This is a genomic window from Pseudomonas sp. CP4 (assembly GCF_047758505.1).
GTDB lineage: Bacteria > Pseudomonadota > Gammaproteobacteria > Pseudomonadales > Pseudomonadaceae > Aquipseudomonas > Aquipseudomonas fluorescens_AO.
This window is the reverse complement of the sequence record NZ_CP180489.1, coordinates 3904179-3930964: the sequence shown is the minus strand read 5'-3', so window position 1 is coordinate 3930964 and position 26786 is coordinate 3904179. Positions and strand designations below refer to the sequence as shown.

The 26786-nt window shown below is 59.8% G+C and carries 23 protein-coding genes; 15 read left to right on the top strand and 8 right to left on the bottom strand.

All coding sequences use genetic code 11. The annotated features are described in order from the left end of the window. Nucleotides 1–230: 230 nt before the first annotated feature. Both ACMYUN_RS17525 and ACMYUN_RS17520 read right to left on the bottom strand, forming a co-directional pair. Nucleotides 231–860, bottom strand: coding sequence for a response regulator transcription factor (locus ACMYUN_RS17525; protein ID WP_003228820.1), 630 nt, complete (start codon nucleotides 858–860; stop codon nucleotides 231–233). Nucleotides 861–944: 84 nt separating this feature from the next. After that, complete coding sequence (locus ACMYUN_RS17520) at nucleotides 945–3341, bottom strand: PAS domain S-box protein (RefSeq protein WP_415761258.1); 2397 nt, start codon at nucleotides 3339–3341, stop codon at nucleotides 945–947. A 73-nt stretch (nucleotides 3342–3414) separates the two neighbouring features. Here ACMYUN_RS17520 and ACMYUN_RS17515 point away from each other — a divergent pair, with 73 nt between their 5' ends. Then, the gene (locus ACMYUN_RS17515) at nucleotides 3415–4401 is read left to right on the top strand and encodes an alpha/beta hydrolase family protein (RefSeq protein ID WP_415761257.1); all 987 of its coding nucleotides are present in this window, start codon (nucleotides 3415–3417) and stop codon (nucleotides 4399–4401) included. 130 nt (nucleotides 4402–4531) lie between these two features. Here ACMYUN_RS17515 and ACMYUN_RS17510 read toward each other — a convergent pair whose 3' ends face one another. The 3 genes from ACMYUN_RS17510 to ACMYUN_RS17500 are packed head-to-tail and all read right to left on the bottom strand — an operon-like array spanning nucleotide 4532 to nucleotide 6988. After that, a complete protein-coding gene (locus tag ACMYUN_RS17510) occupies nucleotides 4532–5299 on the bottom strand; it encodes a TerB family tellurite resistance protein (protein ID WP_039757727.1) in 768 nt (255 codons plus the stop codon). 1 nt (nucleotide 5300) lies between these two features. Next, nucleotides 5301–5972 carry an N-acetylmuramate alpha-1-phosphate uridylyltransferase MurU gene (murU, locus tag ACMYUN_RS17505; RefSeq protein ID WP_415761256.1) on the bottom strand — a complete coding sequence of 224 codons (672 nt, stop codon included), beginning with the start codon at nucleotides 5970–5972 and terminating at the stop codon, nucleotides 5301–5303. Next, nucleotides 5969–6988, bottom strand: coding sequence for an aminoglycoside phosphotransferase family protein (locus tag ACMYUN_RS17500; RefSeq protein ID WP_129997726.1), 1020 nt, complete (start codon nucleotides 6986–6988; stop codon nucleotides 5969–5971). The genes murU and ACMYUN_RS17500 overlap by 4 nt, the downstream gene beginning before the upstream one ends. A gap of 130 nt (nucleotides 6989–7118) precedes the next feature. Here ACMYUN_RS17500 and ACMYUN_RS17495 point away from each other — a divergent pair, with 130 nt between their 5' ends. The 11 genes from ACMYUN_RS17495 (at nucleotide 7119) to ACMYUN_RS17445 (ending at nucleotide 21212) form a co-directional block, all read left to right on the top strand. Next, nucleotides 7119–9920 (top strand): LPS-assembly protein LptD, encoded by a 2802-nt coding sequence (locus ACMYUN_RS17495; RefSeq protein WP_415761255.1) that lies wholly within the window; start codon nucleotides 7119–7121, stop codon nucleotides 9918–9920. After that, nucleotides 9895–11217, top strand: coding sequence for a peptidylprolyl isomerase SurA (surA, locus tag ACMYUN_RS17490; RefSeq protein ID WP_200890450.1), 1323 nt, complete (start codon nucleotides 9895–9897; stop codon nucleotides 11215–11217). The genes ACMYUN_RS17495 and surA overlap by 26 nt, the downstream gene beginning before the upstream one ends. After that, nucleotides 11214–12203: a 4-hydroxythreonine-4-phosphate dehydrogenase PdxA gene (gene pdxA / locus ACMYUN_RS17485; RefSeq protein ID WP_310403634.1), complete on the top strand. Its 990-nt coding sequence runs from the start codon at nucleotides 11214–11216 to the stop codon at nucleotides 12201–12203. The genes surA and pdxA overlap by 4 nt, the downstream gene beginning before the upstream one ends. After that, nucleotides 12200–13018 carry a 16S rRNA (adenine(1518)-N(6)/adenine(1519)-N(6))-dimethyltransferase RsmA gene (rsmA, locus tag ACMYUN_RS17480; RefSeq protein WP_415761253.1) on the top strand — a complete coding sequence of 273 codons (819 nt, stop codon included), beginning with the start codon at nucleotides 12200–12202 and terminating at the stop codon, nucleotides 13016–13018. The genes pdxA and rsmA overlap by 4 nt, the downstream gene beginning before the upstream one ends. Before the next feature lie 113 nt (nucleotides 13019–13131). Then, complete coding sequence (gene apaG / locus ACMYUN_RS17475; RefSeq protein ID WP_415761252.1) at nucleotides 13132–13512, top strand: Co2+/Mg2+ efflux protein ApaG; 381 nt, start codon at nucleotides 13132–13134, stop codon at nucleotides 13510–13512. Continuing rightward, nucleotides 13512–14393, top strand: a complete 882-nt coding sequence (locus tag ACMYUN_RS17470) for a symmetrical bis(5'-nucleosyl)-tetraphosphatase (protein ID WP_415761251.1) — start codon at nucleotides 13512–13514, stop codon at nucleotides 14391–14393. The genes apaG and ACMYUN_RS17470 overlap by 1 nt, the downstream gene beginning before the upstream one ends. Before the next feature lie 33 nt (nucleotides 14394–14426). Continuing rightward, a complete protein-coding gene (glpE, locus tag ACMYUN_RS17465; RefSeq protein ID WP_016772893.1) occupies nucleotides 14427–14756 on the top strand; it encodes a thiosulfate sulfurtransferase GlpE in 330 nt (109 codons plus the stop codon). Between the two features lie 296 nt (nucleotides 14757–15052). Further along, nucleotides 15053–16975: a PrkA family serine protein kinase gene (locus tag ACMYUN_RS17460; RefSeq protein WP_039757710.1), complete on the top strand. Its 1923-nt coding sequence runs from the start codon at nucleotides 15053–15055 to the stop codon at nucleotides 16973–16975. Between the two features lie 119 nt (nucleotides 16976–17094). After that, a complete protein-coding gene (locus tag ACMYUN_RS17455) occupies nucleotides 17095–18366 on the top strand; it encodes a YeaH/YhbH family protein (RefSeq protein WP_039757709.1) in 1272 nt (423 codons plus the stop codon). Next, nucleotides 18363–19925, top strand: a complete 1563-nt coding sequence (locus ACMYUN_RS17450) for a SpoVR family protein (RefSeq protein WP_024014545.1) — start codon at nucleotides 18363–18365, stop codon at nucleotides 19923–19925. Before ACMYUN_RS17455 ends, ACMYUN_RS17450 begins: the two co-directional genes overlap by 4 nt. Before the next feature lie 63 nt (nucleotides 19926–19988). Further along, complete coding sequence (locus ACMYUN_RS17445) at nucleotides 19989–21212, top strand: multifunctional CCA addition/repair protein (protein WP_415761250.1); 1224 nt, start codon at nucleotides 19989–19991, stop codon at nucleotides 21210–21212. A 90-nt stretch (nucleotides 21213–21302) separates the two neighbouring features. On the opposite strand, the gene folK is transcribed toward ACMYUN_RS17445, so the two are convergent. Both folK and folB read right to left on the bottom strand, forming a co-directional pair. Beyond that, nucleotides 21303–21818: a 2-amino-4-hydroxy-6-hydroxymethyldihydropteridine diphosphokinase gene (folK, locus tag ACMYUN_RS17440; RefSeq protein ID WP_415761249.1), complete on the bottom strand. Its 516-nt coding sequence runs from the start codon at nucleotides 21816–21818 to the stop codon at nucleotides 21303–21305. Further along, nucleotides 21809–22165: a dihydroneopterin aldolase gene (gene folB, locus ACMYUN_RS17435; RefSeq protein WP_016772885.1), complete on the bottom strand. Its 357-nt coding sequence runs from the start codon at nucleotides 22163–22165 to the stop codon at nucleotides 21809–21811. The genes folK and folB overlap by 10 nt, the downstream gene beginning before the upstream one ends. Nucleotides 22166–22239: 74 nt before the next feature. Here folB and plsY point away from each other — a divergent pair, with 74 nt between their 5' ends. Further along, nucleotides 22240–22809 carry a glycerol-3-phosphate 1-O-acyltransferase PlsY gene (plsY, locus tag ACMYUN_RS17430; RefSeq protein ID WP_415761248.1) on the top strand — a complete coding sequence of 190 codons (570 nt, stop codon included), beginning with the start codon at nucleotides 22240–22242 and terminating at the stop codon, nucleotides 22807–22809. 23 nt (nucleotides 22810–22832) lie between these two features. On the opposite strand, the gene tsaD is transcribed toward plsY, so the two are convergent. After that, nucleotides 22833–23858 (bottom strand): tRNA (adenosine(37)-N6)-threonylcarbamoyltransferase complex transferase subunit TsaD, encoded by a 1026-nt coding sequence (gene tsaD, locus ACMYUN_RS17425; RefSeq protein ID WP_039757706.1) that lies wholly within the window; start codon nucleotides 23856–23858, stop codon nucleotides 22833–22835. A gap of 199 nt (nucleotides 23859–24057) precedes the next feature. Between tsaD and rpsU the strand changes: the two genes are divergently transcribed. Both rpsU and dnaG read left to right on the top strand, forming a co-directional pair. Beyond that, nucleotides 24058–24273: a 30S ribosomal protein S21 gene (rpsU, locus tag ACMYUN_RS17420; RefSeq protein ID WP_002551877.1), complete on the top strand. Its 216-nt coding sequence runs from the start codon at nucleotides 24058–24060 to the stop codon at nucleotides 24271–24273. 486 nt (nucleotides 24274–24759) lie between these two features. Then, a complete protein-coding gene (dnaG, locus tag ACMYUN_RS17415) occupies nucleotides 24760–26724 on the top strand; it encodes a DNA primase (protein ID WP_076564352.1) in 1965 nt (654 codons plus the stop codon). The last annotated feature ends 62 nt before the right edge of the window (nucleotides 26725–26786 follow it).

The following is a 26786-nucleotide window of genomic DNA, read 5'->3' as shown; positions in this document are numbered from 1 at the left end:
TACAAGGATGGCGCGTTTGGGCAAACGCAGCGGCAAGGGGCAAGCTGCAAGCGGCAAGAACAGGCAAAAGCGTTTGTCGCTAACAGATATGCCCAAGATGCCAGCCTCAAAGCACATCCCTTGTGGGAGCGGGCTTGCTCGCGAATGCGGTGGGTCATTCAACTCATTCGGCGACTGGTACACCGCTTTCGCGAGCAAGCCCGCTCCCACAGTTTTGACCGCGGTGATTTTTAGAGGAGTTTGTGCTCCATCGCATATTTCACCAGCTCGGCCAGCGAGGTGATGTTGAGCTTCTGCATCAGCCGCGCCTTGTGCGTGCTGATGGTCTTGCTGCTCAAGGCCAATTGCTGGGCGATGTCGTTGACGTTGGCGCCTTGGGCCAGGCGCTCGAACACCGAGAATTCGCGTTCCGACAGCAGCGAATGCAGCGGCCGGGTATCGGTCAGGCCGACTTCGAAGACCATGCGATCGGCCAGTTCCGGGTCGATGTAGCGCCCGCCCGCCGCGACTTTGCGGATCGCCGTGAGCAGCAGCGCCGGGTCGCTGTCCTTGGTCGCATACCCGGCCGCGCCGACCTTCAAGGCTCGCGCGGCCATTTGCGCTTCGTCGTGCATCGACAGCACCAGAATCGCCGGCGGATTGTTCAGCGCCCGGATACGCGGGATCGCTTCCAGGCCATTGACGCCGGGCATGGAGATGTCCAGCAACACCACCTCGCAAGGCACGCTGCGCAGAGTCTCCAGCAGTTGCTCACCATTGCTCGCCTCCCCCACCACTTGCAGATCCTTGGCCAGGCCGATCAATTGCTTGATGCCTTCACGGACGATGGTGTGGTCTTCGGCTACCAGTACACGGATCACGTTCTTCTCCAGATTTCAGGTACACACCAATCCCTGTAGGAGTGAGCCTGCTCGCGATAGCGTCAGCCCAAACACCACAGACTTTCAGACCTCACGCACCGGCACTCGCACCACCAGACTGGTGCCCTCCCCCGGCTCACTCACCAGCTCCAGCCGCCCGCCCATGATCAACACTCGCTCACGCATGCCGACCAGACCAAACGACGTCGGCCGACCCTCGGCGGCGACAAATCCTACGCCATCATCGCTGACGGTCAGACACAATTCATCGCCCGCAAGCGCCAGCGTCAATTCCACCGTATGCGCCTGAGCATGGCGCATCACGTTGGTCAGCGCTTCCTGCAAAATCCGGAACAGCCCCACCGCCTTGGCGTCGCTGAGCGCCGGCAGGTTATCCGGCACCTGCACCAGACACGGTATCTGCGTGCGCGCCTCGAAGCGCCGTGCCTGCCACTCGATCGCCGAGGCAATCCCGGCATCGAGAATCGGCGGGCGCAACGCCGTCGCCACATCGCGCACCAGCTGAAACAACTGCGCGATCAGGCGTTTCATGCTGTTGAGCCGCTCGTTGAGACCCGGGTCGAGTTGCGCGTAGGCCAGTTCGCACATCGACGTCTCCAGTTTCAGCACGGTGAGCATTTGTCCCAACTCATCATGAACTTCGCGGGCGATGCGTGCCTTCTCTTCTTCGCGCACGCTCTCCAGGTGCGCCGACAGTTCACGCAGTTGCTCGCGCGAGGCCGCCAGTTCCAGCTCGATGCGTTTGCTTTCGCTGATGTCCCAGACGATGCCGTCCCACACATAGGCGCCGTCCTCCAGTTGGCGGGTGATCGCCTTGATCTCGGCCCAGCGCTGCTCGCCCTGGCGCGTGACGATGCGCCCCTGCCATGACCAGTCGCTGTCGGTGTCCAGCGCCTGATCCTGGGTGCGGTGATAACTGGCCTTGTCGTCGGGATGCACCAGACTGCGCAGGCCCATGTCGCGATGGGCGATGGCTGCCGGCGCATAACCGACCAGACTTTCGCTGCCTTCGCTGATGTAGGCAAAGTCGATCTGCCCAGTGACCGGTGCCCGCTCCAGCCTGAACACCAGACCCGGGACGTTGGCGGCGATGCCTTGCAAACGCGCCTCGCTTTCCTGCAGCGCGGCGAGCGCACGGCGACGGTCGGTGACATCGGTGAGGTAGACCACCAGATATTCACTGTCGCGAAAACGCAGGAAGCTCAGGGAAACGTCAGCCGGCAACACGCTGCCATCGGCACGCAGGCAGCTGGTTTCGAAGCTCAGCGGCCCTTCTTCACTGGCCCGTGCACGCTTCCACAGATTGAGCCAGCGATCCATGTGCAGGCCGGGCTCGAAATCGATCAGCGGCCGTTCGATCAGCCCGCCCGAGGGATAGCCGAGCATGTTTTCCGCCGCACGGTTGGCGTAACGCACATGGCTGTCCCAATTGACCCAGAGAATGCCGACGGTGCTTTGGTCGATGGAAAACTGTGTCAGCCGCAGCGCCTCTTCACTGGCCGCGCGCAACGCAATGTCTTCGCGGGCGCTGAGCAGGCGTTGTTCGAGGCTATGCTGTTGGCGCCGCTGCCAGACCACGATCGCCGCGCAACTGAGCAGCATCACCGCAAACAACAGGCTGAGGTTCTGCCAGAATCCCGGCGATTCGGTCAGCCGCGGGTATTTCGGCTGTAGCCATTGGTTGTGCAATTGTTCCAGATCCTTGGCCGGGATCGCGCGCAAGGCGCTCTGGACGATGCCGGCCAGTTCCGGCCAATCGCGCCGCGAGGCCACGCGCAGCAGTTGCGGCAGGCCGATATCGCCGACCACTACCAGTTCGGCAAATTCCGGCTCCACCGACAGCCGGCCCAACTGTGCTTCGTCGACCACCGCGTAGGAGGCTTGCTGACTCAACAGCAGTTGCAAGGCCTGACGCTCCAGCGGTACGCCTTGCAGATTCAAGTGCGGATAGTTGCTGCGCAGGTAATCGGCGGTGCTGCTCGGCATGCGCACGGCGACGCGGGTCTGGCTGTCGAGCTTTTCCAGATCGACCGCGCCGCTGCTTTTCTCGTCGCTGACCACCAGTTGCGGCACGCGCATGTACGGGTCGGAAAACTGCCAGAGGCGCAGCGCGCTCGGGGTCTGGCTGAGGCCCGGAGCGATGTCGATCTCGCCCTCGCGCAAAGCGCTTTCCAATGCCCCGATATCCTGAAAGTTACGCCAGCTCAGTTCCACGCCGAGGGTTTTGGCCAGCAGTTTCATCAACTCGACATTGGCCCCGGACAATCGCTGCAAGCGCCGATCGTAGGTTGCGTAGGGTGCTTGCAAGACCAGGCCGACGCGCAATTCGTTGTGCTGCGCCAGCCATTGCTGCTGCTCTGGCGACAATTGCGCGGCATGATCCGGTGGCGCAGGCGCCGCCCAGCCCATCAAGGGAAACCACAAACAGCCGATAACCCACAGGCAGCAAAATCGCTTCATTGAAGTCTCATACACTGACAAATTCTGACCAACCCATTAGGCTGCCGGGATACTTTCTGGCCTGGAATAACCGATGCCCTCTGTCTACCGCCTGGCACTGCCAGCATTGTGCCTGTCGCTGATCCTGCCTTGTGCGTTTTCCGTCGAAGCCGCCGACCCGGCGCCTGCCGCCACGGATAAACCCGCCGAAGAAAAACCGGCCGAGCGCCAGCCACTGCTTGAGCGTAGTCAGGAAGAGGCCGCCGCACTGCAACGTAAACTGCCGGCGCAAGAGCAGCAACAACTGCAGGCTGGCAGCGACACCTTCCTCGCCCTGTGGAAACCGGCCAACAGCGCCGAGCCCAAAGGTGCGGTGATCATCGTTCCCGGTGCCGGCGAAACCGCTGACTGGCCGCAGGCAGTCGGCCCGTTGCGACGCAAATTGCCGGATGCCGAGTGGAGCAGCCTGAGCATTACCCTGCCGGACCTGCAAGGCGACGCTATCGCCCCGCGCGTGATCGAACCGGCCGCCGCGCCGAGAGCCCCGGAAACCACAAGCAAGGACGCCACCACCGCGCAACCGATCGAACAAGCCGCTGGTGGTGAAGCGGAAGTTGCCGAACAGGTGGTCGCCGAGACCAGCGAAGAACAGGCCAAGGCTGATGCCGATCGCATTTTCGGGCGAATCGACGCAGCGATTGCCCACGCCGAACAGCAAAGCGCGCGCAGCATTGTCGTGCTCGGTCATGGCACCGGCGCCTACTGGGCGGCGCGTTTTCTCAGCGAGCGACAAACGCCTCAGGTGGAAAAACTGGTCATGGTTGACGCGCAAGCACCGGTCAAAGCCCTGCCGCCACTCGCCGAACTGACGCCGACGCTGAAGCTGCCGACGGTGGATATTTTTTATATGGACAAAGCGCTGGATCGCAACGCGGCGCTGGAGCGCATGCAAGCGAGCAAGCGTCTGAAGACCTCAGCGTTCAGCCAGGTGGCGCTGAAGGTGTTGCCGGACAAGAAAGCTGAGCAGGAACAATTGTTTCGGCGGGTGCGGGGCTGGTTGAATCCTCAGGCTGTTGACTGATAACCGAGTCGCCCCATTCGCGAGCAAGCTCGCTCCCACATCTAACCGTGTTTTATCTGAGGGACCCGGGTCGAATGTGGGAGCGAGCTTGCTCGCGAAGGGGCCATTGCAGGCGTCACATCTTCAATGCCTAGCGAAAATCCCGCCGCTCCCGAATCAACGTATAAGCGCTATGCAATTCCCGCGTCCGCTCGGTCGCCTCACGCACCTGTGCCGGCGTCGCGCCGCTGCCGGCGATCTTGTCCGGGTGATGGCGACTAAGCAATCGCCGGTAGGCGCGCTTGATCTGTGCCGGCTCGCTGCTCGCCGACACCCCAAGCAATTTCATCGCCTCCTGATAGCTCACCGCCGCACTGACGATCGGCCGCTTGCCCGGTTCATAATCGCTGGCCAGCGCTTGCACCTGTTGCGGCGTCCAGCCCAGCCATTTGCCCCACTGCGCCAGTAACTCACGTTCGCTGACACCAGCGCGACCATCGGCCCAGACCATGCGCCAGCAGGCACGCAAAACGCCTTCGGCCGCATGGGGCTGAGTACTTAACCGGCGCAGATAGCCGCGCAGATTATCGCTGCCGGACTTGCCGCGATTGAACGCCGCGATGGCCCGTCGAGTCGCCGGCTCGCTCATCTCCAGCGCACGCATTTCATTGCGGGCCTGCTGGATATGCCCGTCAGTGACGCGCCCGTCACTCTTGGCCAGACGCCCGAGCAACACGAACAGCAGCTCATCGTTGCGCAGCATCGGCCGGCCGCCGAGCTTTTCACGTAAGTGTCCCCAGCTCTGCAAATGCAAGCGCCGATCCAGCGCCTGCCCCAACAACGCCCCAAGCATGGCCCCCGGAATGCTGGCAATCGCATACCCCACTCCGGCCCCAATCAGAGTCCCTGGCCACAGCATCTCAGCGACTCGCTTCTATCAAGGCTTCGGCTTCGGCCAGGCGCTCGTGGGTACCGACATCGACCCAATGCCCCTTCAGGCGCTCGCCCGTTACTTCACCGTTGGCCATGGCGTTGCGTAGCAGCGGCGCAAGTTTGAAAGCGCCATCGCTGCAACCGTCGAACAACTGCGGATGCAGCACGGCGATACCGCTGTAGGTCAGGGTCTGCGCATCAGGCTCGCCATCCTGCACTTTGCCGTCGATCAGGGTGAAATCACCGTTCGGGTGATGCGCCGGATTGTCCGCCAGCACCAGATGCGCCAGGCCATTGATCGGCTGGTGCAGCACGCTGAAGTCGTAATCGGTCCAGATGTCGCCGTTGACCACCAGAAACGCATCGTCACCGAGCAACGGCAGCGCGCGGAAAATCCCGCCACCGGTTTCCAGCGGCTCGCCCTCCGGCGAGTACTGGATGCTCAGGCCGAAACGCGAACCGTCACCCAGATGATCCTCGATCTGCTGACCGAGCCAGGCGTGGTTGATGACGATTTCGTTGAAACCTGCGGCCGCGAGGGCACGCAGGTGATACTCGATCAGCGGCACGCCAGCGGCACGCACCAGCGGTTTCGGCGTGGTCAGGGTCAGCGGGCGCATGCGCTCGCCTTTGCCTGCGGCCAGAATCATTGCCTTCATGCCGTCGCTCCAGCACGCAAGCTGCTGAACAGCGCTTGCAGCTCCGCCAGTTCAGGGCGGCGCGCGATCACTGCTTCTATATAAGCGAAGAAGCGCGGCACGTCCGCCAGATAACGCGGCTTGCCGTCGCGATGACAGATGCGCGCGAAGATGCCGATGACTTTCAGGTGACGTTGCACACCCATCAGGTCGCTGGCGCGCAGAAAGTCTTCGAAGTCGGGCTGCACTGGGATGTCCAGCGCCGAGGCTTGCTGCCAATAACTTTCCAGCCAGCCGCGCACGCGTTCTTCAGGCCAACTGAGGAAGGCGTCCTTGAACAGGCAAGTCACGTCGTAGGTCACCGGGCCGTATACCGCGTCCTGGAAATCCAGCACGCCGGGATTGGGCTCGCTGAGCATCAGGTTGCGCGGCATGTAGTCGCGGTGCACCAGCACTTTCGGCTGCGCGAGCGCGCTGTCGATCAGCAGCTCACTGATGTGCTGCCATTGTTGCTGCTGAGCCGCATCGAACTCGATGCCCAGCTCGCGCTTGACGTACCACTCGGGAAACAATTCCAGCTCGCGACGCAACAAGGCGACGTCGTAACTGGGTAACGGCGCAACCATCGGCAACTGTTGAAAAGCCAACAGCGCTTGCAGGGCATCGTGGAATAACGCGTCGGCATTTTCGCCATCGATCACGTCGAGATAGGTCTTGTTGCCCAGGTCATTGAGCAAAAGAAAACCGCGCTCGAGGTCCTCGGCATAAATTTTCGGCACATTTATTCCGGATTTCGCCAGCAAAAAGGCGATATCCACGAACGGTTTGCAGTTTTCCTGGGGGGGCGGCGCGTCCATCACGACGAAGCTGCGACCATCGCCCTCCCAGCGGAAGTAGCGGCGGAAACTCGCGTCGCTGCTGGCCGCAGTCAACGTGGCCGGGGGCACGGTGCCCCAGCCCTGTTCGGCAAACAGCTTTGCCAACTGCTCATCGAGCCAAACTTTCAGGTGTTGCAAGCGTACATCTTGGTCAGGCATTGCAAGGGTCTCCGACGGCGCTAGCCGTCAAGCGGGTCATGCTTTATTATCCAGCATCTTTTTCAGACCATCGAGAGGCGTGCGGCCCACACCGCGGGCAGATGGCACGCAGGAAGCCCGGACTAATAAGATGGCATTGAAATCCCCCGCGTTTCGTAAAAAATTTCCGTTGTTGGTAACCGGCAGTCTGCTGGCTATGCAACCTCTGGCCAGTCAATTCGTTGTTGCCGCCGAGCAGTATGACTGCTCCGTCTCGGCTACGGGTGGCTGGGACTGTGCGCCCAAGTCGCCCGCAGCGGCATTGCCGCCGCGTCCGGTGCATGACGGCAGTGCCGTCAGCGCCGCCGGCGAGACTGTGGCCGACAAGGGTTCCGACGCCGACACCGGCGCGAAAACCGCACTGGTCACCGAGTCCAAGGGCCGCGGCCTGAAATCCCGTAGCGAAGACTACAGTCACCTCGACTGGGTTCCGCGCGAGAAGCTTACTGCCGCGCAATTGGCCGAGACCGGTCCTTACTGCTCTGGTTCCTATATCGAACCGATTCGTCCTGGCATGAATGACAAGACGAATAAAAGTGACGCGCCGACCTTCATCGGTGCCAAAGCGTCGCGTTACGAGCAGGACACTCAAGTCGCCAGCCTTGCCGGTGACGTGATCATGCGTCAGGGCAGCATGCAGGTCGAAGCCGACGAGGCCAACCTGTATCAGGCCGAAAGCCGTGGCGAACTGGCCGGCAACGTGCGCATCCGCGACAACGGTGCGCTGATCGTCGGCGACCACGCCGACGTGCAGCTCGACACCGGTGAAGCCAAGGTCGACAACGCCGAATACGTGATGCACAAATCGCGCATCCGCGGTAACGCGCTGTATGCCAAGCGTGCCGAAAACGCGATCATCCGCTTGAAGGACGGCACGTACACCACGTGCGAACCGAACAGCAACGCCTGGCAGCTCAAGGGCAACAACATCACCTTGAACCCGGCGACCGGTTTCGGTACCGCAACCAACGTGACGTTGCGCGTCAAAGACATCCCGATTCTGTACACCCCGTACATCTACTTCCCGATCGACGACCGTCGCCAGTCAGGCTTCCTGCCGCCGACCATCGGCTCGGGCAGCGACACCGGCTTCATGCTGGTCACGCCGTACTACTTCAACCTGGCGCCGAACTACGACGCCACGTTGTACCCGCGCTACATGAGCAAGCGCGGCATGCTGGTGGAAGGCGAATTCCGTTACCTGACCAAGTCGAGTGAAGGTCAGTTCGGGGCCTCGTACCTCAACGACGAGAACGACGATCGCAAACGCCAGTCCGACTACAACGAGACTCGCTACATGTACAACTGGCAGCACAAGGGCGGTCTCGACTCCCGCGTGCTGACCCAGGTTGACTACACCAAGATCAGCGATCCGTATTACTTCCAGGACCTGCAAACTGACCAGATCGGCGTCAAGAGTGACGATTTCGTCAACCAGCAGGGCTCGGTCACTTATCGTGGCGACAGCTACACCGCACGCCTCAACGCGCAGCAATACCAACTGGCTACTGTCTCGAACATCACACCGTATGGCCGTCTGCCGCAGATCACCTTCAATGGTCAGCTGCCGTATCACCCGGAAGGTCTGAATTTCGATTACGAGACCGAGTTGGTTCGCTTTGATCGCGACCTGCGTAGCGGCACGTTTGTACAGGAAGACGGCATCACAACCGAGTCGCGCCTGGACAACAACATCACTGGCCTGGCTCGCGCCAACGGCGATCGTTTGAATCTGAAGCCGGGCGTCAGCCTGCCGATGAACTGGACGTATGGCTTCCTCAAGCCATCGCTGAAGTACCAGTACACGCAGTATCAGCTTGATCTGGATAACACCGGTAAAGCGCAGATCGATGCGCTGTCGCCAGCAAACCAGAAGCTCTACGGCAAGTTCGACAGCAACCAGAATCGTGGCGTACCGATCGCCAGCATTGATAGTGGCCTCTACTTCGACCGAAATACTTCGTACTTCGGCAAGAACTATCGCCAGACTCTGGAACCACGCCTGTTCTACCTGTACGTCCCTGAGGTCGATCAGGAAGATATTCCGGTGTTCGATACCAGCGAAACGACGTTCAGCTACTCCTCGCTGTTCCGTGACAACCGCTTTACCGGTGCCGACCGTGTCGGTGACGAGAACAAGCTGTCACTGGGTGTGACCAGCCGCTGGATCGAAGACAACGGTTTCGAGCGTCAGAAAATCAGCGTAGGCCAGGCTTATTACTTCAAGAATCGCGAAGTGCAGTTGCCTGGCATCGATGCGAAAACCCGTGAAGATTCCAAATCCAGTGTCTCGCCATACGCGCTTGAATACGAATACCGCTGGAACCGCGACTGGCGCGCCACAGCCGACTACAACTGGGACCCGGACAGCCGCAGCCCGCGCTCCGGCAGTGCGATGTTCCACTACCAGCCAGCCGACAACCCGAACAAGGTCATCAATGCCGGCTATCGCTATCGCAACGATCAGATTCGTTATGACCAGAACACCGGTCAGTGGTCGGTGGGCGGTGGTGACTACGGCGTTCCCGGGCAGCCTGGCTACGTGAAGGACTACTACAAGATCCAGCAGCATGACTTCTCGGTCATCTGGCCGATCGTTCCGCAGTGGAATGCCATCAGCCGCTGGCAGTACGACTACAACCGTAATCGCACGCTGGAAGCTTTCGGTGGTTTCGAATACGACAACTGCTGCTGGAAACTGCGCCTGATCAACCGTTACTGGGTTTCCTATGACGAGTTCAGCCAGGAAGCTCCGCAAAACGAAAAAGGCGACCATGGCGTCTTCCTCCAAATTGTTCTGAAGGGACTCGGCGGCCTGACTGGCGCCAAGGTAGAGAGCTTCCTCGACAAAGGCATTCAAGGTTATCGTGAACGTGAAGACCAAGCTTTCTGATTGTCTGCGCCCGGTGCTGCTGGGCGCGTTGTTCCTGGGTACGGCAGCCAACGCCGCCGTACAGTCCATCGATAAAGTGGTGGCGATCGTCGATAACGACGTGGTCATGCAGAGCCAACTGGACCAGCGCGTTCACGAAGTTCAGCAGACCATCGCCAAGCGCGGTGGCGGTCTGCCGCCTCCGGGCGTGCTCGATCAGCAAGTGCTCGAGCGTTTGATCGTAGAAAACCTGCAACTGCAGATCGGCGAACGTTCGGGCATCCGCATTACTGACGAAGAGCTGAACCAAGCTGTCGGCACCATTGCTCAGCGCAACAACATGACTGTTGAGCAGTTTCGTGCTGCGCTCGCTCGCGATGGCCTGAACTATGACGACGCCCGTGATCAGATCAAGCGCGAGATGATCATCAGCCGTGTGCGTCAGCGTCGTGTGGCCGAACGTATTCAGGTTTCCGAGCAGGAAGTGAAAAACTTCCTCGCCTCCGACCTGGGCAAAATGCAGCTGTCCGAAGAACTGCACCTGGCCAACATCCTGATCCCGACTCCGGAAAGCGCCAACTCTGATGCTATTCAGAGCGCCGCGCGTCAGGCCATGGAGGTTTACCAGCAGCTCAAGCAAGGCGCCGACTTCGGTCAGATGGCTGTTGCCAAGTCCGGCAGCGACAATGCGCTGGAAGGCGGCGACATGGGCTGGCGTAAAGCCGCGCAACTGCCACCGCCTTTCGATCGTGAACTGAGCAGCATGGCCGTCGGCGACATCACCCAACCTGCACGTACACCGGGCGGTTTCATCATTCTGAAGCTACTGGGCAAACGTGGCGGCGAAGCGCAGATGCGCGACGAGGTTCATGTGCGCCACATCCTGGTCAAGCCGAGCCCGATCCGCGACGAGGCCAAGACCAAGGCACTGGTGCAATCGTTGTACGACCGCATCACTGCCGGCGAAGACTTCGCCGAGCTGGCGAAGAACTACTCGGAAGACCCGGGTTCCGCGCTCAATGGTGGCGACCTGAACTGGATCGACCCGAACGTACTCGTGCCGGAATTCCGCGAGGTGATGGCCAAGACCCCACAAGGTCAGCTGTCCAAGCCATTCCAGACGCAATACGGCTGGCACGTGCTGGAAGTCCTCGGCCGTCGCGCCACCGACAGCACCGAACAGGCCCGTGAGCAGCAAGCCATGACCGTACTGCGCAACCGCAAATACGACGAAGAGCTGCAAACCTGGCTGCGGCAGATCCGTGACGAAGCGTACGTAGAAATAAAACTCCCTGGTGCAGACCAGGCAGCGCAGTGAAACCCAAGCGTTTCGCGCTGACACCCGGCGAACCAGCCGGCATCGGTCCCGACCTGTGCCTGCTGCTCGCCTCGCAAGCCCAGCCACATCCCCTGATTGCCATTACCAGCCGCGACCTGCTCCTTGAGCGGGCCGCGCAACTGGGGCTGGTCGTCAATCTGCTGGATGTCGCGCCAGGGCAGTGGCCAGATGTTCCAGCGCCGACCAACAGCCTGTACGTCTGGGACACTCCGCTCAGCGCACCGGTAGTTGCAGGGGAACTGGACAAGGCCAACGCGGCGTTCGTCCTCGAAACCTTGACCCGTGCCGGCAATGGCTGCCTGAACGGCGACTTCGCCGGGATGATCACCGCGCCGGTGCACAAAGGCGTGATCAACGAGTCGGGCATCGCGTTTTCCGGACACACCGAGTTCCTCGCTGATCTGACGCACACCGCGCAAGTAGTGATGATGCTTGCCACTCGCGGTTTGCGCGTGGCGCTGGTCACCACGCATCTGCCTCTGCGGGAGATTGCCGACGCGATCACCCCGCAACGGCTGGAGCGAGTGACGCGAATCCTGCACACCGATCTGCAAGAAAAATTCGGCATTGCCCGGCCACGCATCCTGGTCTGCGGCCTCAACCCGCACGCCGGTGAAGGTGGCCACCTGGGCCATGAAGAAATAGACATTATCGAACCGACATTAGAGCGCCTGCGCGGCGAGGGCATGGACCTTCGTGGCCCGCTGCCTGCCGACACTCTGTTTACCCCCAAATATCTGGAGCACTGCGACGCAGTGCTGGCGATGTATCACGACCAGGGCTTGCCCGTGCTCAAGTACAAGGGCTTCGGCGCTGCCGTCAACGTGACGCTGGGCCTGCCGATCATCCGCACTTCGGTCGACCATGGCACCGCCCTGGATCTGGCCGGCAGCGGCAGGATCGACACCGGCAGCCTGCAAGTCGCCCTGGAAACCGCCTACCAGATGGCCGAGACCCGTTTATGAACGAGCAATACCAACACAAGGCGCGCAAACGCTTTGGTCAGAACTTCCTCCACGATGCCGGCGTTATCGACCGCATTCTGCGCTCCATTCACGCCAAGCCTGACGACCGCCTGCTGGAAATCGGCCCCGGTCAGGGTGCCCTGACCCAAGGTTTGCTTGGCTCTGGCGCGCAACTCGACGTGGTGGAACTGGACAAGGATCTGATTCCGATCCTCAATCAGCAGTTTGCTGGCATGAGCAATTTCAACCTGCATCAGGGCGATGCGCTGAAGTTCGACTTCAATTCGCTGAACGCCGCGCCAAACAGCCTGCGGGTAGTCGGCAACCTGCCCTACAACATCTCCACGCCGCTGATTTTTCACCTGCTGAACAACGCCGGCATCATTCGTGACATGCACTTCATGTTGCAGAAAGAAGTGGTCGAGCGTCTGGCCGCAGGCCCGGGTGGCGGTGATTGGGGTCGTCTGTCGATCATGGTTCAGTATCACTGCCGTGTAGAACATCTGTTCAACGTCGGACCGGGCGCGTTCAATCCGCCGCCGAAAGTAGATTCGGCGATCGTTCGTCTCGTGCCCCACGCGGTACTGCCGCACCCGGCCAAGGATCACAAGCTGCTGGAGCGCGTGGTGCGCGAAGCTTTCAACCAGCGCCGCAAAACCTTGCGCAATACCCTCAAGCAATTGCTCAGCAATGCCGAGATCGAAGCCGCTGGCGTCGATGGCAGCCTGCGTCCCGAGCAACTGGATCTGGCCGCATTCGTGCGTCTGGCCGACCAGCTCGCGATACAGGTCCCGGCAGCTCCCGCCTCCGACTGACCCGCGATGAACGCTATCGGGCAGCACACCACTCTGGTTTACTGCCCGATACTTGCCTAGACTGATTCCCCATCAGCTACGCCCCGCGTTCCGCTTCGTTAAGGCCCTCTTGCATGTCCGATTCCCGTTATCAGGTCGATGTCAGCGTCGTCACTCACTATCTGGCAGACCAATCGCAACCCGAACACGACCGTTTCGCCTTCGCCTACACCATCACCGTGCAGAACAACGGCGAGCTTGCCGCCAAGCTTCTGGCCCGGAACTGGGTAATTACCGATGGTGACGGCCATGTCGAAGAAGTACGCGGTGAAGGCGTCGTTGGCCAGCAACCGTTGATCGATGCAGGCAAGAGCCACACGTATACCAGCGGCACGGTGATGACCACCAAGGTCGGCACCATGCAGGGCACCTATCAGATGCTCGCTGATGACGGTAAACATTTCGATGCAGTCATCAAACCGTTTCGCCTCGCTGTACCCGGAGCCCTGCACTGATGACGACGTACGCCGTCGGCGACTTGCAAGGCTGCCTCGAGCCGCTCAAGTGCCTGCTCAAGCAAGTTGCCTTTGACCCGGCGCTGGATCGGCTATGGCTGGTTGGCGATCTGGTGAACCGTGGCCCGCAGTCGCTGGAAACCCTGCGTTTTCTCCATGAGATGCGCGAGTCGCTGGTCTGTGTCCTCGGCAATCACGATTTGCATCTGCTGGCCGCCGCGAAAAAGATCGAGCGTTTGAAGAAAAGCGACACCTTGCGCGAAATCATCGAGGCGCCCGATGGCCCGCAACTGATGGAATGGCTGCGCCAGCAGAAGCTGATGCACTACGACGAAATCCGTGATGTCGCCATGGTCCACGCCGGCATCCCGCCGCAATGGTCGCTGCGCCGTGCCCTTAAGTGCGCCGCCGAAGTCGAGACCGCACTGCGCGACGACAACGTCTTCCCGGCCTACCTTGACGGCATGTACGGCAACGAGCCGACAAAATGGGACAACGACCTCAAAGGCATTGATCGCCTGCGGGTGATCACCAATTACTTCACGCGCATGCGCTTTTGCACCGCCGAGGGCAAGCTTGACCTCAAGAGCAAGGAAGGCCTCGACAGCGCCCCGCCCGGCTACAAACCGTGGTTTCAGCACAAAGAACGCAAGACCAAAGGCCTGCGCATCATTTTTGGCCACTGGGCAGCGCTTGAAGGCAACATCCACGAGCCGGGCATTTCAGCGCTGGACACCGGCTGCGTATGGGGCGGCAGCCTGACACTGATGAACGTCGACAGCGGCGAACGTCTGTCATGCAAATGTGATGAACACGGCGGGCTTGCACACACGGTCGCGCCACTTATCCCCGAATCTTCGCCAGTCGGCGCACCGCGTTAGACTGCACTTTCAGTTGAGCTACAGGAACCCGCCATGAGCGAATTCAAACGAATCCCCCCAGAACAGGCGCAGGCCCTGCGTGAACAGGGCGCAGTCGTAGTCGACGTACGCGATCCAGCGACCTTCGCCGCGCTGCATATCAGCGGCTCGAAGCATCTCGACAACCATTCGCTGCACGCTTTCATTCAAGGTGCCGACCTTGATGCACCGACCGTGGTGGTCTGCTACCACGGCAATTCCAGCCAGGGCGCAGCCGCCTATCTGGTCAGCCAGGGCTTCTCCGACGTTTACAGCATGGACGGCGGCTTTGAGCTGTGGCGTACGACTTATCCGTCGGAAACCGCGCAAGGCACCGCCGAATAATTTTTTTGCGCGGCGCAGGCCCCGGCTGCCGTGGGCCTGCGCGCGGCAGACGAACGGTCTGCCACAACTAATTACGTATCTCGCCTTTACCTCTCGAATTCCCAACTATCCTTAAGCGCAGGCCATCCAAAACAGGGGAGAGCCGGTACACCGGCGCGCGGGTCATCGGGAGTAGCTTTCGCGGTTTGTCGACCGTGGAAGAATTCTGGGGGGTAAACAGCAGCTGCCACAGCGACTGCTGCCAGCATCGACTGAGTGATCCGGCGTCGGCTCCACGTATCGAGCGAGGTGACGTCATGAGTATCTTTAGCCACTTCCAACAACGCTTCGAGTCCACACGCCAGGAAGAACTCTCGCTGCAAGAGTACCTGGAGCTGTGCAAGAAAGACCGGAGCGCCTACGTTTCCGCCGCCGAGCGTCTATTGATGGCTATCGGCGAACCGGAACTGCTCGACACTTCGACCAACTCGAGGCTGTCGCGCATTTTTTCCAATAAGGTGATCCGCCGCTATCCGGCCTTTGAAGACTTCCACGGGATGGAAGAATGCATCGACCAGATCGTCTCGTATTTCCGCCACGCGGCCCAGGGCCTGGAAGAGAAGAAACAGATCCTCTACCTGCTCGGCCCCGTCGGTGGCGGTAAATCGTCCCTAGCCGAGAAGCTGAAACAATTGATGGAGAAGGTGCCCTTCTACGCCATCAAGGGCTCACCGGTTTTCGAATCGCCCCTGGGTTTGTTCAACGCCACCGAAGATGGCGCAATCCTCGAGGAAGATTTCGGCATTCCACGGCGCTACCTGAACACCATCATGTCGCCCTGGGCGACCAAGCGCCTGGCCGAATTCGGCGGCGACATCAGCCAGTTCCGCGTGGTCAAGCTGTACCCGTCGATCCTCAATCAGATCGCCGTGGCAAAGACCGAACCCGGTGATGAGAACAACCAGGACATCTCGGCGCTGGTCGGCAAGGTCGATATCCGCAAGCTTGAAGAATTCCCGCAGAACGACGCCGACGCCTACAGCTACTCCGGTGCGCTGTGCCGGGCCAACCAGGGCCTGATGGAATTCGTCGAAATGTTCAAGGCGCCGATCAAGGTGCTGCACCCTTTGCTGACCGCTACGCAGGAAGGTAACTACAACAGTACCGAAGGCCTCGGCGCGATTCCGTTCACCGGCATCCTGCTGGCTCACTCCAACGAATCGGAGTGGCATACCTTCCGCAACAACAAGAACAACGAGGCGTTCATCGACCGGATCTACATCGTCAAAGTGCCGTACTGCCTGCGCGTCAGCGACGAAGTGAAGATCTACGACAAACTGCTTTTCAACAGTTCTCTGTCCAAGGCGCACTGCGCACCGGACACATTGAAGATGCTCGCGCAGTTCACCGTGCTGTCGCGCCTCAAGGAGCCGGAAAACTCCAACATCTATTCGAAAATGCGCGTGTACGACGGTGAAAACCTCAAGGACACCGATCCGAAAGCCAAATCGATTCAGGAGTACCGTGACTCGGCCGGTGTCGACGAAGGCATGAATGGCCTGTCGACCCGCTTCGCCTTCAAGATCCTCTCCAAAGTGTTCAACTTCGACCCGCACGAAATCGCCGCCAACCCGGTGCACCTGCTCTATGTGCTGGAACAGCAGATCGAACAGGAACAGTTCCAGGCCGAAACCCGCGAGCGCTACCTGCGCTATCTGAAGGAATACCTGGCGCCGCGCTACATCGAGTTCATCGGCAAGGAAATCCAGACTGCTTATCTGGAATCCTACAGCGAATACGGTCAGAACATCTTCGACCGCTACGTGCTGTACGCGGATTTCTGGATCCAGGATCAGGAGTATCGCGATCCGGAAACCGGCGAGATCCTCAACCGCGTGGCGCTGAACGAAGAACTGGAAAAAATCGAGAAACCGGCCGGCATCAGCAATCCGAAGGATTTCCGTAACGAAATCGTCAACTTCGTCCTGCGCGCCCGGGCCAACAACAACGGCAAGAACCCGACCTGGCTCAGCTACGAAAAACTGCGGGTGGTCATCGAGAAGAAAATGTTCTCCAACACCGAAGACCTGCTGCCCGTCATCAGTTTCAACGCCAAGGCCAGCAAGGAGGATCAGCAGAAACACAACGACTTCGTTACGCGAATGGTTGAACGTGGCTACACCGATAAACAGGTACGCCTGCTGTCCGAATGGTACCTGCGGGTCCGCAAGTCGCAGTGAGGCAGCTGCAAGCTATAAGCCACAAGCTGCAAGAAAGAGCGCTCAGAGGCTGAATCCTGGCCCAATCGCTTCAACTTGCAGCTTGCAGCTCAAAACTTGAAGCTCCCCGGAGGGGCCTTATGAGCTATGTGATCGACCGACGCCTCAATGGCAAGAACAAGAGCACGGTGAACCGTCAGCGTTTTCTGCGACGTTACCGTGACCACATCAAGAAGGCTGTCGAAGAGGCAGTCAGCCGGCGCTCCATCACCGATATGGAGCATGGTGAACAGATCAGCATTCCCGGTCGCGACATCGACGAACCGGTGCTTCATCACGGACGCGGCGGCAAACAGACTGTGGTGCATCCCGGTAACAAAGAGTTCACGGCCGGTGAACATATTGCCCGCCCACCGGGAGGCGGCGGTGGCCGAGGTCCGGGCAAGGCCGGTAATTCTGGCGAAGGCATGGACGAGTTCGTCTTCCAGATCACTCAGGAAGAGTTCCTCGAATTCATGTTCGAAGATCTGGAGCTGCCGAACCTGGTCAAACGCAACCTGACCGGCACCGACACGTTCAAAACCGTACGCGCGGGGATAAGCAACGAAGGTAACCCCTCACGCATCAATATCATCCGCACCCTGCGCTCAGCACATGCGCGTCGTATTGCCTTGTCCGGCAGCAGTCGCGCGAAACTGCGCGAGGCCAAGGAAGAGCTGGCGCGGCTCAAACGCGAAGAACCGGACAACTTCGGCGATATCCAGGAACTCGAAGCTGAAATAGAGAAACTCAGCGCACGTATCCATCGCGTGCCGTTCCTCGACACCTTCGACTTGAAATACAACCTGCTGGTCAAGCAACCGAACCCCAGCTCCAAAGCGGTGATGTTCTGCCTCATGGACGTTTCCGGCTCGATGACGCAGGCGACCAAGGACATCGCCAAGCGCTTTTTCATCCTGCTGTACCTGTTCCTCAAGCGTAACTACGACAAGATCGACGTGGTGTTCATCCGTCACCACACCAGCGCCCGGGAAGTGGACGAAGAGGAGTTTTTCTATTCTCGTGAGACCGGCGGCACCATTGTTTCCAGCGCTCTGAAGCTGATGCAGGAAATCATGGCCGAGCGCTATCCGAGTAACGAGTGGAACATCTACGCCGCTCAAGCCTCTGACGGCGACAACTGGAACGACGATTCGCCGATCTGCCGCGACATCCTTATCAACCAGATCATGCCGTTTGTGCAGTACTACACTTATGTGGAGATTACCCCGCGCGAACACCAGGCCTTGTGGTACGAGTACGAACGCATCGCCGAAGCCTTCTCTGACACATTTGCCCAGCAGCAACTGGTCTCGGCCGGAGATATCTATCCGGTCTTCCGTGAACTCTTCCAGCGCAGGTTAGTGACATGACCGCCAAAGAGCAGAAACGCCAGCCGATTTCCACCGGCTCTGAATGGACATTCGAGCTGATCCAGACCTACGACCGCGAAATCGCCCGGATTGCGGCCCGCTATGCGCTGGATACCTATCCCAACCAGATCGAAGTGATCACCGCCGAGCAGATGATGGACGCCTATGCCTCGGTGGGCATGCCGCTGGGTTACCACCACTGGTCCTACGGCAAACACTTCCTCAGCACCGAGAAATCCTATAGTCGTGGTCAGATGGGCCTGGCCTACGAGATCGTGATCAACTCGGATCCGTGCATCGCCTATCTGATGGAAGAAAACACCATCTGCATGCAGGCTCTGGTGGTGGCTCATGCCTGCTATGGCCACAACAGCTTCTTCAAGGGCAACTACCTGTTCCGCACCTGGACTGACGCCAGTTCGATCATCGATTACCTGGTGTTTGCCAAGCAGTACATCATGCAGTGCGAAGAGCGCCACGGCATTGATGCAGTGGAAGATCTGCTCGATTCCTGCCACGCCCTGATGAATTACGGTGTCGACCGCTACAAGCGCCCGTATCCGATTTCCGCCGAAGAAGAGCGCCGGCGGCAGAAGGATCGTGAAGAGCACATGCAGAAACAGATTAATGATCTGTGGCGCACCATCCCCAAGGGCGCTGACAAATACAGCGACAAGGACAACGCCCGCTTCCCGGCCGAGCCGCAGGAAAACATTCTTTATTTCATTGAAAAACACGCACCGTTGCTCGAACCCTGGCAGCGCGAGATCGTGCGAATCGTGCGCAAGATCGCCCAGTATTTCTATCCGCAGCGCCAGACCCAGGTGATGAACGAAGGCTGGGCGACGTTCTGGCATTACACGCTGATGAACGATCTGTATGACGAGGGTCTGGTCACTGACGGCTTCATGATGGAATTCCTTACCTCGCACACCAGCGTGGTGTTTCAGCCTGGCTTTGACAGCCCGTACTACAGCGGCATCAATCCCTACGCGCTGGGTTTCGCCATGTACCGCGACATCCGGCGCATGTGCGAAGAGCCCACCGAAGAAGACCGTCGCTGGTTCCCGGACATCGCCGGTTCCGACTGGCTGTCGACCATCAAGTTCGCCATGAGCAGTTTCAAGGACGAGAGCTTCATCCTGCAGTACCTGTCGCCGAAGGTCATCCGCGATCTGAAACTGTTCAGCATCCTCGATGACGACCAGAAGGACGACCTGCTGGTGCCAGCCATTCATGACGAGGGCGGCTACCGAATCATCCGCGAAACCCTGGCTGCGCAGTACAACCTCGGCAATCGTGAGCCGAACGTGCAGATCTACAGCATTGACCGGCGCGGCGATCGCTCGCTGACCCTGCGTCATCAGCAGCACGACCGCAAACCGTTGGGCGACTCCACCGAGGAAGTGCTCAAGCATCTGCATAGGCTGTGGGGCTTCGACATTCATCTGGAAACCCTGCAGGGCGACCAGATCATGAAAACCCATCACGTGCCGCCACGCAGTGAGCACAGCGAGGGCGATTACGGCCGGCTCGATCTGGCCGTGATTCATCTTTGATCCGGTTCCGGCCTCCGAAAGTCTGACGCAAGGGTTATCCTGTCGGACTGACGGAGGTTTTTTATGCAGGTTTACAAGGTTGGCGGCGCGGTACGTGATCGCCTGTTAGGGTTGCCGGTCACAGATGTCGACCGGGTCGTGGTGGGCGCTACCACGGAGGAAATGCTCGCCCAGGGGTTTCGCCCGGTCGGCGCAGATTTTCCCGTGTTTCTGCACCCCAAAACCGGCGAGGAGTATGCCCTCGCCCGCACCGAGCGCAAGAGCGGTCGCGGTTACGGTGGCTTCACCTTCTATGCAAGTCCGGAAGTCACGCTGGAAGAAGACCTGATTCGCCGCGACCTGACGATCAATGCCATGGCCGAGGACGATCAACTCAACCTGACCGATCCGTATCATGGTCAACGCGACCTCGAAGCACGAATCCTTCGCCATGTTTCCCCGGCGTTCGCCGAAGATCCACTGCGTGTGCTGCGCGTTGCCCGTTTCGCCGCGCGCTATGCCGGGCTGGGCTTCACGGTCGCCGATGAAACCATGGACCTGATGCGGCAGCTCAGTGAGTCCGGCGAACTGCAAGCGCTGACTGCCGAGCGCAGCTGGAAGGAAATTTCCCGCGCCTTGATGGAAGATCACCCACAGGTGTTCATCCAGGTATTGCGCGACTGTGGCGCGCTGAAAGTACTGATGCCGGAAGTTGACGCCTTGTTCGGCGTGCCGCAGCCGGAAACTCATCACCCGGAAATCGACACGGGCCTGCACACTTTGAGCGTGCTGGAGCAATCGGCCCTGCACAAGCAGCCGCTGACGGTGCGCTGGGCCTGCCTGCTGCACGACTTGGGCAAAGGTCTGACGCCGGAAGAAGAATGGCCCCGGCATATCGCCCATGAGCACACGGGGCTGAAGCTGATCAAAGCGGTCAACGAGCGCTTCAAGGTCCCCAAGGACTGTCAGGAACTGGCGCTGCTGGTCGGGCAGTATCACACCCATGGGCACCGGGCGCTGGAGCTGAAAGCCTCGACGCTGCTGGAGTTATTGCAGAGCTTCGATATCTATCGCCGGCCGCAGCGCTTCGAAGAGTTTATCGTCGCGTGCGAGATGGACGCCCGTGGCCGCAAGGGCCTGGAGCAGCGCAGTTATCCACAGGCGGATTATTTGCGCGGAGCGGCGCAAGCTGCGCGAGCGGTGGCGGTGCAGCCTTTGCTGGAGCAGGGATTCAAGGGGCCGGAATTGGGCGAAGCGCTGAAGCGTGAACGGTTGAAAGCATTGAAAATCTACAAAGACAACGCCTGAAGCAAGATCAAAAGATCGCAGCCTTCGGCAGCTTCTACAGGAAAACGCAAATTCCTCTGTAGGAGCTGCCGAAGGCTTCGATCTTTTGCTTTAAAGATTCGACGGAGTCAATTGCTGCCCATTCCATTCGAACGCAACCGGCGCCAACACCTGATCAATCTGCGCCTCGGCCCACAACGTCGCAAAGCTCTTGCCCACCCCTGGGTGAACCCGCTGCGGCGCAATCAGCGAAAGCGGCCACAGTACAAAAGCATTTTTCAGGATTTCCACACGCGGCAGAATCAATCCATCAAAGTTACCCACCAGATCGCCATACAGCAGCACGTCGATATCCAGCGGCAGACCCTTGCGATCCGGGGCATAACGACCGTTGTCCGCCTCGATGAATTTCAAGCGGCGATCGAGCTCCATCAACGGCAGATCGGTGTAGGCCGAGACCACGAAATTGAAGAACGGCCCGCTCTTGATGCCCACCGGTTGGCTCTCGAACACCGCCGAACATCGGATATCCACCAGGAACGTGGCCAGCGCATCGAGACCGGCGCGCAAATGGGTTTCGCGCTCGATATTGCTACCGAGCCCGAGGTAGACCTGAGTCAGCGACATCCGCGCTCGATCTCCACACCCACACCACCCTTGGCCGCCGGCACCGCGCCCGGCTTGGTCAGTTTCAGCCGCACCCAGGTGATCTTGAATTCGGCCATGAGCACTTCAACCAGACGCTCGGCAAAGGTCTCGACCAGTTGGAACTGCGCCTGCTCGGCAAACGCCTGGATGCGCGTGGAAACACTGGCGTAATCGAGCGCCAGGGTCAGATCGTCACCGGCGGCGGCCGGGCGATTGTCCCAGGCGAAGCTCAGATCAAGACGCAGGCATTGACGGATGCCGCGCTCCCAGTCGTAGGCACCGATCACGGTGTCGACTTCCAGGCCCTCGATAAACACTCTGTCCAAGCACTTCTCTCCGCTGCACGACAAGGGCGCGATGCGCCGTTAGAATCAGGGCGTCCTCGCCCGGAATAGTTAGCATGTTTTGGTTACTGGCGATTCTCGCCTACCTGCTCGGCTCGCTGTCCTTCGCCATTTTGCTCAGCCGCCTGACCGGAAACCCGGATCCGCGAATGAGTGGCTCGGGTAATGCCGGCGCCACCAACATGCTGCGCCTGGTCGGTCGCAAACTGGCGATCCTGACCCTGCTCGGTGATCTGTGCAAAGGCCTGCTGCCGGTGGTGATCGCCTCCAGCGCTGGCCTTTCGCTGCAGGATCAGGCCTGGATCGGCGTATGCGCCGTGATCGGTCACCTGTTCCCTTTGTACTTCCGCTTTCGCGGCGGCAAAGGCGTTGCCACTGCCGCCGGCATGCTGATCGCCCTGTATCCACCCGCCGCGCTGCTGGCCGTATGTGCCTGGCTGCTGACGTTCTACCTGACCCGCACCAGCTCGCTGGCGGCGCTGATTGCCACGCCACTGACCCTGCCATTGCTGGCCTGGCAAGAGCCGGAAGCCTTGCTGCCAATGAGCGCGCTGACCTTGCTGATTGTCTGGCGTCATCGCGGCAATCTACGCGACCTGTTTGCCGGGCGCGAACGGCATTTTTGAATGCCTTTCGTGAGCATCGCTCATCACAGTGCCGACAACTGCTCCATCGGCCAGCGTGCCTGCACGGTGATTGCCAGACTTTCCTGCTGACCGGCCTTCAGGCGCTGGCAACCGGCAAACGCGATCATCGCGCCATTGTCGGTGCAGAACTCCGGGCGCGCGTAGAACACATCGCCCTTCATATCGCCGAGCATTTTTTCCAGCGAAACGCGCAAAGCCTTGTTGGCGCTGACGCCGCCGGCAATCACCAGCCGCTTCATGCCCGCCTGTTTCAGGGCGCGCTTGCACTTGATGGTCAAAGTCTCCACCACAGCTTGCTGGAACGCCAGCGCGATGTCGCAACGGGCTTGCTCGCCGTCGTCCCCGGCGCTGACGCATTGCTGCCAGGTGTTGAGGGCGAAGGTTTTCAGGCCGCTGAAGCTGAAGTCCAGCCCCGGACGGTCACACATCGGACGCGGAAAGGTGAAACGTCCTGCGACGCCTTTCTCGGCCAGCTTGGCGATTTCCGGTCCGCCAGGGTAATTGAGGCCCATCATCTTCGCGGTTTTGTCGAAAGCTTCGCCGGCCGCATCGTCGAGCGTCTCGCCGAGCAGGCTGTATTGGCCAATGCCGTCGACCTGAACCAACTGGGTATGACCGCCAGAGACCAACAAAGCGACGAACGGGAATTCAGGTGGTTTTGGCTCCAGCATCGGAGCCAGCAAGTGGCCTTCCATGTGGTGCACACCGAGGGCCGGAATGCCCCAGGCAAACGCCAGCGCCTGCGCGCAGGAAGCACCGACCAGCAACGCGCCAACCAGACCAGGACCTGCGGTGTAGGCGATTGCATCGATCTCGGTCGGCACGCAGTCGGCCTCGGCCAACACCTGACGGATCAAGGGCAGCATGCGTTTGACGTGGTCACGCGAAGCCAGCTCCGGCACCACACCGCCGTAGACGCGGTGCAGGTCGATCTGACTGAACAGCGCGTCGGCCAACAGGCCGCGTTCGCTGTCATACAATGCGACGCCGGTTTCGTCGCAAGAGGTTTCTAATCCCAGTACTAGCATGGGTTTGCGCCTTGTTTAGGCTGAATTCGAAGGCGCGCATAATAGTCGCCACGTGATGCCCCGACCAGCGGTTTTCGATCAGAGGCTTTGCATTCCGAGCGATGAGGGGTTAACATCCGCAACCCTTAAAAACCGACGTCTTCAAGTGCTCTTTTGCCGCGAGGATGTTGACCCCGGTAATGAATGAAGGTAGCTCTGGATGCCAGCCGTCAAAGTAAAAGAGAACGAACCCTTCGACGTAGCTCTGCGTCGTTTCAAGCGCTCCTGCGAAAAAGCCGGTGTACTGGCTGAAGTTCGTAGCCGCGAATTTTACGAGAAGCCAACTTCTGAGCGTAAGCGCAAGGCAGCAGCCGCTGTTAAGCGTCACGCCAAGAAAGTTCAGCGCGAACAGCGCCGCGCCGTTCGTCTGTACTAATACACAGACGTTCGTAGCAAGCTTCTTGCCTAAGCCCGGCCCTCAGCCGGGCTAATGGCATTTGCGTAAAACGCTTGATGCTTCACCGTCGACGCCGCCGATGCGACCGAGACAAATCTGCTTCACCGCGTCAGGCCTGGCTCTTTTGCCAGCGGTGCACGTCTTTTCTGACGAGCCTTTCAAGGCTACTGACGAGCACACCCACTGATTCCTCTTACGACGATCAGCCCAAGGCACCTGCATGCGTGCCCGCTTTATTGAGCTATCCGAGGCCGACAACCGGCCGTCAGCGGATTCAGCGCAACACTTTCACATAGTCGAAGACTGATAGGTACTAACGTCAGTGGATTTTCGGCAGATACACTTCCCGACAGCGATCACGCAGACGACACCGGTCGAGCCGCACTTTTTGTGCGTTTCCAGCAATGGCCCGCGTCCGACAGCCTGTCGCAACGGACCTATTGCAGCGCAGACGACGAGAACGCCATGGCCGGGCTGATTCCCCAGAGCTTCATTGACGACCTGCTGAACCGCACCGACATCGTCGACGTGGTCAGCTCGCGCGTGCAATTGAAGAAGGCCGGCAAGAACTACACCGCCTGTTGCCCGTTCCACAAAGAGAAAACCCCGTCGTTCAGTGTCAGCCCCGACAAACAGTTCTATTACTGCTTCGGCTGCGGCGCTGGCGGCAACGCCCTCGGCTTTCTCATGGATCACGACAACCTGGACTTCCCCCAGGCCGTCGAAGATCTGGCCAAAGCCGCCGGCATGGAAATCCCTCGCGAAGAAAGCGGTCGCGAGCGCAAGCCGCGTCAGCCGACCGATTCGCCGCTGTATCCGCTGCTCACCGCCGCCGCCGATTTCTACCGGCAGGCGCTCAAGAGTCATCCGTCGCGCAAGGCTGCAGTGGATTACCTCAAGGGGCGCGGCCTGACCGGCGAGATCGCTCGGGATTTCGGCCTCGGCTTTGCGCCGCCGGGCTGGGACAACCTGCTCAAGCATCTGAGCAGCGACACCCTGCAACAAAAAGCCATGATCGAAGCCGGCCTGCTGATCGAGAACGCCGAAACCGGCAAACGCTATGATCGCTTTCGCGATCGCGTGATGTTCCCGATCCGCGACACCCGTGGACGGATCATCGCCTTCGGCGGTCGCGTACTGGGCGACGATAAGCCCAAGTACCTGAACTCACCGGAAACCCCGGTATTCCATAAAGGCCAGGAACTCTACGGCCTTTATGAAGCGCGCAAGAACAATCGCAACCTTGACGAGATCATTGTCGTCGAAGGCTACATGGACGTCATTGCCCTAGCGCAGCAAGGCTTGCGCAATGCCGTTGCCACGCTGGGCACCGCGACCAGCGAAGAACATCTGAAGCGTCTGTTTCGCGTCGTCCCGAACGTATTGTTCTGCTTCGACGGCGACCAGGCGGGCCGCAACGCCGCGTGGCGCGCACTGGAAGCGACCCTGCCGTGCCTGCAGGACGGTCGTCGCGCGCGGTTCCTGTTTTTGCCCGAAGGCGAAGACCCGGACACCCTGGTTCGCGCCGAAGGCACCGACGCTTTCAAAGCGCGCATCAATCAGCACGCGCAGCCGCTGGCCGATTATTTTTTCCAGCAACTGACCGAAGAAGCCGACCCGCGTTCACTTGAGGGCAAGGCGCACATGGCCACCCTCGCCGCGCCATTGATCGATAAGGTTCCAGGCGCGAACCTGCGCATCCTCATGCGTCAACGCCTGACCGAGATTACCGGCCTGAGCAGCGAGACCGTCAGCCAATTGGTTCAGAGTGCGCCGCAGGAAGCACCGCCCGCCTACGATCCGGGCTTCGATTACGACGCCATGCCGGACTACAGCGACTACCATCAGCCGCAGGCACAGGACATGTACGCGCCGCAGCAGGAATGGACGCCGAAGAAACCCGGCGCCGGCGGCAAGAAGTGGGACAAGAAACCATGGGACAAGAACGGCAAGCGTGGTGGCGATCGCGAACAGCAGCGCCCGCGCACGCCGATTGGCGTCGAATCGCCGACCCTGACGGCCCTTAGAACATTGCTCCATCATCCGCAACTGGCCAAGCGCGTCGAAGACGCCGGGCACATTGCCGATGAAAATCAGACCAACGCCCAGTTGCTTGTGGCACTGCTCGAAGCCGTACAGAAGAATCCCAAGCTAAACTCATTTCAGTTGATCGCGCGGTGGCACGGTACTGAACAGGGTCGTTTGCTCAAGGCGCTGGCAGAAAAGGAATGGCTGATTGACGGAGATAACCTTGAACAACAGTTTTTCGACACCATTACTAGCTTGTCCGCCCGCCAACGCGAGCGAAATCTCGAACAGTTACTCAGGAAAGCGCGGCAAAGCGAACTGAGCGTCGAAGAGAAAAATCAACTGCGCGACCTTTTAAGTCGCAATGTTTCCGCATCAAACCCGACCTCAACTGGCGCGTGAGGTCATAGCTCAGGTATAATCCTCGGCTTGTTTTTTGCCCGCCAAGACCTTCAGTGGATAGG

Coding starts and splice junctions, on each gene's coding strand:
- ACMYUN_RS17520 (WP_415761258.1), bottom strand. CDS start 3,341: ATGAAGCGATTTTGCTGCCTGTGGGTTATCGGCTGTTTGTGGTTTCCC.
- ACMYUN_RS17515 (WP_415761257.1), top strand. CDS start 3,415: ATGCCCTCTGTCTACCGCCTGGCACTGCCAGCATTGTGCCTGTCGCTG.
- ACMYUN_RS17510 (WP_039757727.1), bottom strand. CDS start 5,299: ATGCTGTGGCCAGGGACTCTGATTGGGGCCGGAGTGGGGTATGCGATT.
- murU (WP_415761256.1), bottom strand. CDS start 5,972: ATGAAGGCAATGATTCTGGCCGCAGGCAAAGGCGAGCGCATGCGCCCG.
- ACMYUN_RS17500 (WP_129997726.1), bottom strand. CDS start 6,988: ATGCCTGACCAAGATGTACGCTTGCAACACCTGAAAGTTTGGCTCGAT.
- ACMYUN_RS17495 (WP_415761255.1), top strand. CDS start 7,119: ATGGCATTGAAATCCCCCGCGTTTCGTAAAAAATTTCCGTTGTTGGTA.
- rsmA (WP_415761253.1), top strand. CDS start 12,200: ATGAACGAGCAATACCAACACAAGGCGCGCAAACGCTTTGGTCAGAAC.
- apaG (WP_415761252.1), top strand. CDS start 13,132: ATGTCCGATTCCCGTTATCAGGTCGATGTCAGCGTCGTCACTCACTAT.
- ACMYUN_RS17470 (WP_415761251.1), top strand. CDS start 13,512: ATGACGACGTACGCCGTCGGCGACTTGCAAGGCTGCCTCGAGCCGCTC.
- glpE (WP_016772893.1), top strand. CDS start 14,427: ATGAGCGAATTCAAACGAATCCCCCCAGAACAGGCGCAGGCCCTGCGT.
- ACMYUN_RS17460 (WP_039757710.1), top strand. CDS start 15,053: ATGAGTATCTTTAGCCACTTCCAACAACGCTTCGAGTCCACACGCCAG.
- ACMYUN_RS17455 (WP_039757709.1), top strand. CDS start 17,095: ATGAGCTATGTGATCGACCGACGCCTCAATGGCAAGAACAAGAGCACG.
- ACMYUN_RS17450 (WP_024014545.1), top strand. CDS start 18,363: ATGACCGCCAAAGAGCAGAAACGCCAGCCGATTTCCACCGGCTCTGAA.
- ACMYUN_RS17445 (WP_415761250.1), top strand. CDS start 19,989: ATGCAGGTTTACAAGGTTGGCGGCGCGGTACGTGATCGCCTGTTAGGG.
- folK (WP_415761249.1), bottom strand. CDS start 21,818: ATGTCGCTGACTCAGGTCTACCTCGGGCTCGGTAGCAATATCGAGCGC.
- plsY (WP_415761248.1), top strand. CDS start 22,240: ATGTTTTGGTTACTGGCGATTCTCGCCTACCTGCTCGGCTCGCTGTCC.
- tsaD (WP_039757706.1), bottom strand. CDS start 23,858: ATGCTAGTACTGGGATTAGAAACCTCTTGCGACGAAACCGGCGTCGCA.
- rpsU (WP_002551877.1), top strand. CDS start 24,058: ATGCCAGCCGTCAAAGTAAAAGAGAACGAACCCTTCGACGTAGCTCTG.
- dnaG (WP_076564352.1), top strand. CDS start 24,760: ATGGCCGGGCTGATTCCCCAGAGCTTCATTGACGACCTGCTGAACCGC.